Source organism: Sutcliffiella deserti (genome assembly GCF_020037475.1).
Lineage (GTDB): Bacteria > Bacillota > Bacilli > Bacillales > Bacillaceae_I > Sutcliffiella_A > Sutcliffiella_A deserti.
This window is the reverse complement of record NZ_JAIQDB010000004.1, coordinates 100,897-112,437: the sequence shown is the minus strand read 5'-3', so window position 1 is coordinate 112,437 and position 11,541 is coordinate 100,897. Positions and strand designations below refer to the sequence as shown.

General features: G+C 37.6%; 14 protein-coding genes. 13 read left to right on the top strand and 1 reads right to left on the bottom strand.

What is annotated here, in order from left to right; all coding sequences use genetic code 11:
- The first annotated feature begins 176 nt into the window (after positions 1-176).
- From K9B36_RS10190 to K9B36_RS10130, 13 genes are all read left to right on the top strand, one after another.
- Positions 177-1,298 carry a conserved virulence factor C family protein gene (locus K9B36_RS10190; protein ID WP_223701947.1) on the top strand — a complete coding sequence of 374 codons (1,122 nt, stop codon included), beginning with the start codon at positions 177-179 and terminating at the stop codon, positions 1,296-1,298.
- 15 nt (positions 1,299-1,313) lie between these two features.
- On the top strand, positions 1,314-1,748 hold the full coding sequence (locus K9B36_RS10185) for a BrxA/BrxB family bacilliredoxin (RefSeq protein ID WP_223701946.1): 435 nt from the start codon (positions 1,314-1,316) through the stop codon (positions 1,746-1,748).
- A gap of 76 nt (positions 1,749-1,824) precedes the next feature.
- Positions 1,825-2,601 (top strand): class I SAM-dependent methyltransferase, encoded by a 777-nt coding sequence (locus K9B36_RS10180; RefSeq protein ID WP_223701945.1) that lies wholly within the window; start codon positions 1,825-1,827, stop codon positions 2,599-2,601.
- A 74-nt stretch (positions 2,602-2,675) separates the two neighbouring features.
- Positions 2,676-2,810 (top strand): YuzL family protein, encoded by a 135-nt coding sequence (locus K9B36_RS10175; protein ID WP_223701944.1) that lies wholly within the window; start codon positions 2,676-2,678, stop codon positions 2,808-2,810.
- A 407-nt stretch (positions 2,811-3,217) separates the two neighbouring features.
- A complete protein-coding gene (locus K9B36_RS10170; protein WP_223701943.1) occupies positions 3,218-3,808 on the top strand; it encodes a YpjP family protein in 591 nt (196 codons plus the stop codon).
- A gap of 546 nt (positions 3,809-4,354) precedes the next feature.
- A complete protein-coding gene (locus K9B36_RS10165; protein WP_223701942.1) occupies positions 4,355-5,110 on the top strand; it encodes an anthrax toxin lethal factor-related metalloendopeptidase in 756 nt (251 codons plus the stop codon).
- A gap of 106 nt (positions 5,111-5,216) precedes the next feature.
- A complete protein-coding gene (locus K9B36_RS10160; protein ID WP_223701941.1) occupies positions 5,217-6,011 on the top strand; it encodes a thymidylate synthase in 795 nt (264 codons plus the stop codon).
- Complete coding sequence (locus tag K9B36_RS10155) at positions 6,008-6,502, top strand: dihydrofolate reductase (RefSeq protein WP_223701940.1); 495 nt, start codon at positions 6,008-6,010, stop codon at positions 6,500-6,502. Before K9B36_RS10160 ends, K9B36_RS10155 begins: the two co-directional genes overlap by 4 nt.
- 11 nt (positions 6,503-6,513) lie before the next feature.
- Positions 6,514-7,224 carry a lysophospholipid acyltransferase family protein gene (locus tag K9B36_RS10150; protein WP_223701939.1) on the top strand — a complete coding sequence of 237 codons (711 nt, stop codon included), beginning with the start codon at positions 6,514-6,516 and terminating at the stop codon, positions 7,222-7,224.
- A 123-nt stretch (positions 7,225-7,347) separates the two neighbouring features.
- A complete protein-coding gene (iadA, locus tag K9B36_RS10145; RefSeq protein WP_223701938.1) occupies positions 7,348-8,523 on the top strand; it encodes a beta-aspartyl-peptidase in 1,176 nt (391 codons plus the stop codon).
- A 17-nt stretch (positions 8,524-8,540) separates the two neighbouring features.
- Positions 8,541-9,212 (top strand): SOS response-associated peptidase, encoded by a 672-nt coding sequence (locus K9B36_RS10140; RefSeq protein WP_223701937.1) that lies wholly within the window; start codon positions 8,541-8,543, stop codon positions 9,210-9,212.
- 91 nt (positions 9,213-9,303) lie between these two features.
- The gene (locus tag K9B36_RS10135) at positions 9,304-9,555 is read left to right on the top strand and encodes a DUF2535 family protein (RefSeq protein WP_223701936.1); all 252 of its coding nucleotides are present in this window, start codon (positions 9,304-9,306) and stop codon (positions 9,553-9,555) included.
- 195 nt (positions 9,556-9,750) lie between these two features.
- On the top strand, positions 9,751-10,593 hold the full coding sequence (locus tag K9B36_RS10130; RefSeq protein WP_223701935.1) for a DegV family protein: 843 nt from the start codon (positions 9,751-9,753) through the stop codon (positions 10,591-10,593).
- Positions 10,594-10,798: 205 nt separating this feature from the next.
- On the opposite strand, the gene K9B36_RS10125 is transcribed toward K9B36_RS10130, so the two are convergent.
- Complete coding sequence (locus tag K9B36_RS10125; RefSeq protein ID WP_223701934.1) at positions 10,799-11,311, bottom strand: PCYCGC domain-containing protein; 513 nt, start codon at positions 11,309-11,311, stop codon at positions 10,799-10,801.
- Positions 11,312-11,541: the final 230 nt, after the last annotated feature.

Genomic DNA, 11,541 nt, shown 5'->3' with positions numbered 1-11,541 from the left:
CCATTAAACAAGAGATGATTATTTCGTTTATATTCAAGTTAAAGATAAGTTTTGGTAATAGTGTCTCTCTAGCTGATAGTTGGAGTAAAAGGCTCCAGTACCGCCCAACGGAAAGAGCAGCCTTTTACGGAAATCAACAGCGTTGTTAAACATAGCCTTGAAAAGGAGTGATTCTCATGAAAATAAAAGCAATTGAACCTACCCCAAGTCCGAATACAATGAAAGTCATTCTAAGCGAAGAATTACCTGCAGGGGCAAGGAATAATTATTCACTGAACAATAGTTCTCAAGCACCAGAAATCGTTCAGGAAATCTTACAAATTGATGGGGTCAAAGGTGTCTATCATGTTGCAGATTTTCTTGCAGTAGAGCGTAATGCCCGTTTTGATTGGAAAGGGATTCTAGCGGATGTGAGAAAAGCCTTTGGAGAAACAGAAGAAAACAGTGCAGACAAAGGTGGTAGTCCTTATGCAGGCTTCGGGGAAGTAAAGGTTTTTCTTCAAATATTCCAGGGTATTCCGATGCAAGTGAAGCTAACTGATGGAGAACAAGAAAAACGTGTGGGTTTACCTGAACGGTTTATGAATACTATTTTAACTGCACAAGCTAATCAGGATAATGTTGTTTTAGAACGTGAATGGAAAGAACACGGTGTACGTTATGGAGAGCTGGATGCAGTAGGTAATGAAATAGTAGAAGAAATTTCTGCTACATATACGGAAGAAAGATTACAGAAAATGGTGAAACAGCAAGCTGCAGGGCAACAGGATAATGCAATCAAGCCTAAGCAACGCTATAAAGTAACAATGGAGATGCTTGAGGACCCTGATTGGTCTAAGAGATTTGCAGCCCTGGATCAGATGGATCCGACAGAAGAGGATATTCCTGTACTAGCAAAAGCGCTTGAAGATGAAAAGGGCTCGATTCGCCGTTTGGCTACGGTTTATTTTGGGATGCTGGAAGAATCAGATATACTCTCTTACCTAACTAAAGCCCTCCAAGACAAGTCGGTTACGGTCAGAAGAACGGCTGGAGATTGCCTCTCTGATTTAGGAGATAAAGCAGCAATGCCTGCTATGATTGACGCATTAAAAGATAAAAATAAGCTTGTTCGCTGGAGAGCGGCAATGTTCTTATATGAGGTGGGAGATGAGAGTGCCTTAGCTGCACTCCACGAAGCGGAAGATGATCAGGAATTTGAAGTTAGCATGCAAGTAAAAATGGCAATCCAACGTATCGAAGGTGGAGAAGAAGCAAAAGGTTCTGTCTGGAAGCAAATGACTGAACGTAACAATTAGGAGGAGGAAATAATAATGTCGATGGCTTATGAAGAATACATGCAGCAATTAGTAAAACCAATGAGAGATGAGTTAACAAGAGCAGGATTTCAGGAGTTAAGAACAAGTGAAGCAGTCGAATCTTTCTTTGAAACGGTAGAAGGAACAACTTTAGTTGTTGTGAATTCTGTTTGTGGTTGTGCTGCAGGGTTAGCACGTCCGTCAGCAACGCAAGCTATCTTGCAGGGAGAAAAAGCACCTGATCATCTTGTCACCGTTTTTGCAGGTCAAGATAAAGAAGCTACAAGTAAGATGAGAGAAGCTTTTGGGGATATCCCACCATCCTCTCCTTCAATGGCAATACTAAAGGGGAAAGAAGTGGTTCATTTTATCCATCGTCATGATATCGAAGGAAATTCGATGGAAAATATTATGACAAATCTTCAAGAAGCATTTGAGAAAAACTGTTAGAAAGATATGAATCAAAGGATGTGTACATGAAGGTGCGCATCCTTTTAAATTTAATAGATGCTCAAGGAGAAATATTATGATTGTCACTACAGCAGGTAGAAGCGATAATGCGATGATAAATTTTGCTACTCAAGTTGCAAATGATTTGAATGTAGCTTATTTTCCCCGTAATAAAAAATCTATACCGATGCTGCAGTTAGAATACAATGAGGATATTTTAGTTATAGGGAAAGTCCGGTTTGAATGGTATCAAATTGGTCAGGAGAACCCTATCTTTTTTCATCCTAACAGTGCGGCATTTCGAGCAAAAAGGTGGTATGCAGGAGAAATCGAGCCTTTTTTACAAGCTACCGGTTTGAAAACAGGGATGCGTTTTTTAGATTGCACACTTGGCCTTGGCTCTGACAGTATAATCGCCAGTCTCGCAACAGGTGATAATGGAAGAGTAACGGGAATAGAAGAGAATCGATTTCTTGCTTACCTTGTCCAAACAGGCTTAAAGATGTGGAAAATGGAAAATGAAAAAACACAGAATGCCATGCAACGAATAGAAGTTATTCAAGGAAATCATCTGGATATTTTAATTAAGCTTCCAAACAACAGCTATGATGTCGTCTATTTTGACCCAATGTTCGAAAAAAAGATAGAGGAATCCTCCGGGATAAAGTCTATAAGAAGAGTGGTTCATTATGAGGATATACAGGAATATGCGATAACAGAAGCCAAAAGGGTTGCGAACAAACGAGTGGTCCTAAAAGATCAGTGGCAAAGTGAGCGGTTTCAACAGCACGGTTTTAAAACAATTAAACGCAAGACAGCCAAATTTCATTACGGGTTTTGGGAGAAAATTTAATTGTGTTGGGCATCCTAATATTGAAAATACAGCAGATTTCTTGCTGTAGAATTTATAGTAGGAGGTTAAGGTATATGAGTAAACCAAGAAAAAAACCAGGAAGTGTAGGTTTATCCTCTCCAGAACTAGAAGGTCAAGGTACTACTAGTTACAGTAAAGTCGACGGCTCTCCACGTGATTCAAGTAGAAAAAGTACGAAGCGCAGCTAAATAAAGAACACAATCAATAAAAAGAACTCGTGCAGGTATCAGCTACCACACGAGTTCTTTTTTTCAATCAGCTACACATAAATAAGTTAAAATTCCCAATGTTACAAAAGAAGTGATGATTAATAATACATCAGCCATTTATACAACCTCCATTAAGCACTTTAATTGCAATTCGATTCGTTTAGCGTAATTTTATATGTACTTTGATAACGCTTTTCTTAATATTAACAAAAAAAGCTAAATAAATGAACTAAAATATATTAACATTATAAAAGTTCTCAAAGAATTAGGAAAAAGGAATCATAATTTATAAATAAACCTTGAATTGATATAATTTTCTTACATTTATGATATACTAGAATTGCTTTCAAAATCAACATATCTACATAAAAGAAAGGTAGATTACCATGCCGAAATGGTTAAAGAAATCTTTAGTTGTCCTCATAACTGCGTTGACGTTCGGTACTGTTTCACCACCTGCCTATTTATTTGCCGATGAAACTTCTGATGATACGAATTTCAGTGATATAAAAGACAATGAAATTGATAGTTTTGCATCAGGAATATATGAATCTATTGATAATCAAGTTACCCAAGAAGCGTTCTTAACTTTCGCAGTAGAACAAGCGAAACTTCAGAGCATGACGAAATTCGGTACAAAAATAGCTCCAGTAATAGAAGACGAATTTCAAGATGTTATATTCCCTAAAATGGAAGAGGTAATTACAACCCTTGCACTAGAACACCCAACAGAGGATCTAAGCAATTTAACCATATCCGAATCACCTACAGGTGGAGACAGTGAAAAGATCTTTCACATCTATCATACTGTTTCGGGGCAAGATGTCGTTCGCTTTCATGTAAGAAAAGACAACCCGCCGAAAGAAGGATATTGGTTTAATTTTCACTACCACACTTACCACGATCAGTTTCAGGAGCACCATGTACTAGGCTCCATCTTTTGGGCCAAAAACATGCCACCCAAATGGTTAAGTTAGGTGGAGTAAGTTTTTAAATAAGCCTAAACATAAGTGGATCTACTCTTATGAGCAAGCTGTTCTACTTTTTCTACTTATTCCAAATAAATTATTAAACATTATAAAAAGCAGGTAAATTCCAAACCGAATTTACCTGCTTTTTTTGGCTTTGTTAAAGATTAGTGTTGATAATAGTACTTCTCTAGCGATAATTAGAGCATAATGCCCGAAACTCCACGTCCGGGGTGGCAGGCTAGAGATCCCCGAAGCAGGCGCAGAGGTGGAGGCTCCGCCACCGCCACCGCAACGTGGAACGGTTATCTTTTGCGGAAATCAACGGTGGTGTTTTGCAGAGCCTTTTTTTGAAATTTAAGTTTAGCTTCCTACTTTTTCATCGACCAAATTGGAAATATTTTATTACCCTTTTTAACTCTTTATTAAACCTTTTTTACAAAAATATCATTTAAATTACAAAGGAAAAATGATATAGTAGATTTATATTATCAGAAAATTAGAATTTTAGGGCTGGAGCAACTCAGATTTTACAGCATGAGAGGGCGATGGAATATGAATAGACGTGTTTTGGCTGTCGCAATTTTATTAACATTTACCATATTTCCAGTCTATTGGAAAGTTTATGCAAGTATTGATGCTATTCAACTTAAAAGCTATCATTCTCCTTTACTTGAAAGCTACCTTAGTGAGCTTCCTAACCGAGAGTTAATGAACAGCTTAGTGTATCTTCCTGCTAGCGAATTTTCCGAAGAGGAAGCAGCGCAGATGATTCATCGAGTGTCCAAAATACCTGCTCCAATTTTAAATGTCCTTGTTAATCAGAATGTTCACCTTTATCTTTTTAAGGGCAATCTGACAGATGTTCAAGGCTTTGAACATCTACAAGGTGATAAACCACGGGGCTACAGTGCGAAAGGATCTAACTGGGAGAATGTACCCGGTATTGGAGGATCAAAGCTGGTATTAGCAAAAATAGGTCACAGTAACAAAGGCATGGGTCACGGCTCGGCTAATTTGGAGTTGCACGAGCTTGCTCATTCTATCGATCGGTATGTTTTGGGAAATGTGCGTTTAAACCAAACCTATTTAAGTATTTGGAAAGAGGAAGCGCACCTCCTATTCCCTGAAAAGCAATATTTTTTGCATTTTCCTGAGGAGTACTTTGCAGAGGTATTTGCGATGTATTATTTAAATGAAAAGTCTCGATTTGAAATAGCTAAAAATGCACCCAAGACGTTCCTTTTCTTAAAAAATCTTGAGGTTGCTCCTATCACGAAAGAAATACTTCTCACAGAAATCCGTCATTAAAGCATTTTCCTTTATAAGGAATGCTTTTTTTCATGAGTCAAATCAACTGCCTACTGCTTTAATATGGTAGAATAGAAAGGTCGATTATAGCATATGAGGTGAAGAAATGAAGCAATATTTAGATCTTAGTCAACATATTTTACATAATGGAACAAAAAAAGAAGATAGAACTGGTACAGGCACGTTAAGCACATTTGGGTATCAAATGCGCTATAACCTTAGTGAAGGGTTCCCTTTAGTTACCACAAAAAAAATACACCTTAAATCAATTATCCATGAGTTACTTTGGTTTCTCAGTGGCGATACGAACGTCAAATACCTCCAGGAGAATGGCGTCCGCATTTGGAACGAATGGGCGGATGAAAATGGCGACCTTGGCCCTGTCTACGGATTTCAATGGAGATCATGGCCAACACCTGATGGTCAATCAATAGACCAAATTACCAAAGTGATTGATCAGATAAAAAACACCCCGGATTCTAGAAGAATGATAGTATCAGCATGGAATGTTGCTAACGTAGACTCTATGGCTCTTCCTCCGTGTCATACAATGTTTCAGTTCTATGTTGCAGAAGGAAAGTTGTCGTGCCAGTTATATCAGAGATCTGCTGATGTTTTCCTTGGGGTGCCATTTAATATCGCATCCTATGCTTTATTAACAATGATGATAGCGCAGGTATGTGACCTCGAACCTGGTGATTTTGTTCATACTCTGGGTGATGCCCATATCTATTCCAATCATATCGAACAAGTCAAATTACAGCTTAGCAGAGAACCTAAGCAATTGCCGAGAATGGAAATCAACAAAGAGGTCACTTCTATATTTGACTTTAAATTTGAGGATTTTAACCTGGTAGGCTATGACCCGCATCCACTTATTAAAGGGGTTGTAAGTGTATGATTTCTGTTATTGTAGCAACCGATAGAAATGGGCTAATTGGAAATGGTAATAAGATGCCATGGAGGATACCTGCGGACCTTGCTTATTTTAAGAGAGTGACAACAGGATCGACGGTTGTGATGGGAAGAAAAACTTTCGAATCTATCGGAAAACCGCTTCCGAATAGAAAAAATATCATACTGACCAGAGACAGCAGGGTAATGATAGATGGCTGTGAAACGGTTACATCCATGGATATGCTAAAAGACTGGATTTCAATTGAAGAAGAAATTTTCGTCATGGGCGGAGGGGAAATATACAAGCAAGCACTTCCTTTTGCGAACACCTTATATCTAACTTATATTGACGAAGAGTTTGATGGAGATACCTATTTCCCTTCATTAGTTAATGGTGAATGGGAGTTGCTTTCAAGTGAAAAGGGAGTTAAAAATGAAAGCAACCCATATGATTATTATTTTAAAGTATATAAAAGAGTAGAATCTACTGCTTAGGGGAGAAAAGAATGATAAGAACAGCTTGGTGGTTTGTCTTCTTTTTTGGTTATTTATTGTATAGCCTGCCAACCATTAAAAGAGTGAAAAATTTAGACTCGGACATACCAACAGAAAAAAGAGATGCTATAATTCATCAAAAACCAAAAACCTGGGCTAAGCGATTAGTAGAAATAACTGGGTCTAATATTAATGTTATCGGGGAAGAGAAAATCCCAAAAGGTGCAGTTCTATTTGTTAGCAATCATCAGGGAAACTTTGATGTTCCCATTTTGATTGGCTTCCTGGAAAAGCCTTTAGGATTTATTTCAAAAGTAGAGGTAAAAAAAATTCCATTTATACCTAGATGGATGGAAGCGATGAATTGTGTGTTTATTGATCGAAGTGATAGAAGAAAAGCAGTTCAATCCATACGCGATGGCATTGCGACCTTAAAAAAAGGCCATTCCCTAGTGATTTTTCCTGAAGGCACTCGAAGCAAAGGGGAGTCAATGGGAGAATTCAAGAAGGGTGGCTTAAAGCTTGCTACTGAGAGCAGAGTGCCTGTTGTCCCGATTTCCATCTCTGGTTCCTATAAAATTATGGAAGAAAGTAAATTCGGCTTTAAACCAAGTAATGTTACCATTACAATAGGAGACCCGATTTTCTTTTCAGAAGATGATAAAATTGATGCAAACGAGCTAAATATTACAGTTCAAAAGATGATTCAAAACAATTTATAAACTTAAGCCTTTTAAAAAGAAGCCAAGCCTTTGGAGTGGCTTCTTTCTTCATATGAAGATTATTCTAAGGTGTTTGCCAATATGTGCTTGTTTGATATATTAAGTACTAAAGGGGATGAAAATATGATAAAAGTTATTAAAAATATTCAAATGTATGCGCCTGAAAATCTTGGAACACAAGACGTTTTACTTATTGGAAGCAAAATAGGAGCAATAGAGAAAGAGATTACTCTTCAAACTAATTATAAGAATGTAGAAGTTATAGACGGTACTGGAAAATTACTAGTTCCAGGCTTTATTGATAGTCATGTTCACATCACCGGTGGAGGTGGAGAAGGTAGCTATCATACGCGAACACCGGAACTGAAGTTAACAGACGCTACGACTAGTGGCATAACGACCATTGTAGGTGTGCTTGGAACGGATGGAACAACAAGAACAATGGGAAACCTTGTCGCAAAGGCTCGTGGGTTAGAAGAGGAAGGGATAACGTGCTTTGTGCACACAGGATCTTATCAAGTTCCAGTAAAAACTTTAACAGATACAATTGAGAATGACCTTATTCTTATCGATAAGATTATCGGTGTGGGAGAAATCGCGATAGCTGATCACCGTTCTTCACAACCTACATTAAATGAAATAGCCAAAATAGCTGCAAGTGCAAGGGTTGGAGGAATGCTTTCTGGTAAAGGAGGAATTGTAAATATTCACGTAGGAGATAGTCCGACGAAGCTATCATTAATAGAAAGGGTAGTGGACGAAACGGATATTCCTATTAGTCAATTCTATCCCACTCACATTAATAGAAATAGAGGTCTATTTGAGGCAGGAATAGGCTACGCAAAAAGAGGCGGCTATGTGGATTTTACAACAAGTACGGTTCAGAATTTTCTTGATAATGGGGAAGTCACTTGCAACCATGGTCTTAAAGAGATGCTTGATTCAGGTGTTCCAATCGATCAGATCACCTTTACTTCAGACGGACAAGCGAGCCTACCGGAATTTAACAAAACAGGGGAGCTTATTGGACTTCAGGTCGGACAAGTACGTTCATTATATCAAGCAGTTAGAAAGGCTGTTCTCGAAGAAAACATTCCACTTGAAATTGCTATAAGAGTAATTACTCAGAATCCGGCAAAAATATTAAAGCTTGGAAATAAAGGGACTATTTCAATTGGAAAAGACGCAGATCTTGTTATATTAGACCAAGATACCTTAAACATTCAGACCGTGATTGCCAAAGGAAAGGTAATGGTCCTAAATGGAAAAGTACTAGTGAAAGGTACATTTGAAGAATAAAAAAGGAGGTAATCCATATGTGTGGAAGGTTTTCCTTAACTACAGAACTACATAAACTAGAAGAACGATTTTTTATAGAAAATATTCAAAGTCTAGATTACGAAATAAGTTATAATGTCGCTCCTGCTCAACAGGTCCTTTCATTAGTGGAAGGATCTACTTTTGGTAAAAAAAGGGCGGGCTTTTTGCAATGGGGACTTATCCCAAGTTGGTCAAAGGACAAGCGTATCGGAAGTAAAATGATCAATGCAAGGGCAGAAACCTTACAGGAAAAAGTAAGCTTTCGCAATCTTTTAGAAAGAAGGAGATGCCTCATTATAGCAGATAGCTTTTATGAGTGGAAGCTGGTGGAGGGAAAAAAACAACCGGTCAGGTTTGTAATGAAAAATGGTGAACCATTTGCTTTTGCGGGACTATGGGATCGATGGAATAAAGGTGAAGAAGAAATTGTAAGTTGTACAGTCATTACAACCATCCCCAATAGCCTAGTGGATAAGGTACATAACCGAATGCCAGCAATATTAAAGAAAGAACACGAAAGTATGTGGATTGAACAGAAACAAAAGGACCTTTCCCAATTAGCATCGCTACTAACTCCTTTTGACGAGAATTTAATGGAATCCTATCTTGTTTCGTCCGAGATAAATTCCCCAAAAAACAATTATTCCAGCTGTATTGAGCCCCTGTAAAATGTTGCTTTTTGTCTAAAGAAAGAGTAGCATTTTTATAGAAATTTCGGGTATAATAAATGTAATCGGGTGAAAAAAGAGGATTGATATTTTGCTATGGAAAAGCCTAGAGTTCACGGTTGAAAAGGGACAGAAGGTAAAAGTCATTGAAATTCCAGTACTGGAGGACGATAGCACATATCACTTTATGGTTCGTGTAAGGCTTCAAGCTTTTTTATCGAAAATACTATCAGAGAAAGAACCGAAACCAGTCTATTCCTTTCGAGAGTATCTTCAAAAAGTATTAAAGTGGCCAGATTATTGTAAAGTAGTTAAGACAGACATTTTAAAAAGTAATGCTTAAACCAGCACTATGTGATAATATGGACAGGGAAAAAATATCCCTGTTATTTTTTTTGCATTAATACAGAATTAAAACATTCTGTGACAAAATCTGTGACAAAACCAATTTACATATGAAAAATTATGATAATTTTGTTTGAACAAGCGAAAGATGTAGGTATAATAAAATATAAGGCTATATTGGGGAAGTGAATTTATGACAAATGTAAAAATAGTAACAGATTCTACACTGGATATCGATCAATCCATTATTGATGAATTAGACATTAAAATAGTACCTTTATCCATTCTTATCGATGGGAATTCATACATAGACAGGTTTGGCATTAAGCCGGATGAATTTATGGGAAAAATGAAAACTTCCAAAGAACTGCCTAAGAGTTCCCAACCTTCAGTTGGTACGTTTGTAGAAACTTATAATGAATTAGGGAAAAATGGAAGCAAAATCTTATCTATCCATATGACTGGAGGGATGAGTGGTACGGTTTCTTCAGCGGAAAGTGCGGCGCAAATATCTGAAGCAGATGTGACCGTAATAGACTCTCGTTTTATTTCCTTTGCCCTTTCTTTTCAAGTGGTAGAAGCTGCAAAAATGGCGAAGAACGGAAAGTCAGTTGAGGAAATACTCGATAGAATTGAATCAATTCGTGATAATACCGATCTCTATATTATGGTAGATACATTAGAGAACTTAGTAAAAGGTGGCCGCATTGGTCGAGGGAAGGCTCTATTAGGCTCAATGCTTAACATAAAGCCGATTGCTTCTCTTGCAGATGGAGTATACACACCTGTTAACAAAGTTCGAAGCCACTCACAAGTGATCAAATTTTTTACCAAACAATTTAAAGAAGATGTTGCAGGAAAAACAGTTAAAAGTGTTGGAATTGCCCATGCAGGATGTTTAAAGCTTGCAGAAACCTTAAAAGATTCCCTAAAAGAGGTATCTGGATTTGAAGACACACAAATTTCCTTTACCACACCTGTCATCTCTACTCACACAGGACCAGGCGCATTAGCGTTGATGTATTTTGCGGAATAAGAAAATAAAATAAAATATGCTAAAAATTAAGACTGTAGGCAATCTCGATGGATATCGAATCTGCCTACAGTCTTTTCGTTTTATTTCTTTCAGGACCTGAGTAGGTAAGGAAGTACATTCAATTTAAAGGCTATCGGAACCATTCTTTCAATACTCTTTTTAGTACAACAGTTTCTCAAAAATATTCTCAGATTCTGTATTAAATTTAATCTGAGGGCGGCATTGGAGTGGGCGTAGGAGTAGAAAAGCCCTCCTTATAGAGATCATCTATCAATGTTCTGATTTCCTTTATAGACTTGCCTTCCTTGTACTCCAGGACGGAAGTAGCAGCTATTTCTAGGCATACGCCACATCGTGTACCATGGTCATCCCATTCAATTGTTCCATCTTCATTAACTTCATGCACAAAGCATTCAAAACTGCTTTTATGTCCAACCGACGTTCCACACCCACAGTAGCAGGGTATATGCTCTAAAAGCTCCTGATGCTGGGCAGCCGCAGAATAGATTAAGTTTATTTCTTCTGATTTATTATTTAAAAAAGACGGCAACTCTGAAACAGAGCTTGTCTCTTCTCTAATATCCCCTTGGTAAAAAGAGGGTTTTTCATGCTGATGAGATTCTTCATTCTGTGATTGCTCGTTTGTCGTTGACTGCGAATCATTAGAACATCCCGCTAGGAATAGCATGGTTATAATAGGTAATACCATTATTTTCATATTACACACCTCGTTCACATAAACTATACCATATAACTATAGCACATTTGCAACGATTATTATTTAACAGGTTTGTGAACGAGATGTATACTTACTTGCTTTAAGCAACATTCTTTACAAAAGGAATTATATATTTCCTTCCTACTTCTATTGTCGGAGCTAAACGAGCCGGTTTCGCTTTTCATTGTCTAGCTACACCGGCTAGCTCCTCGAGTCATAAGCCGTTTTTC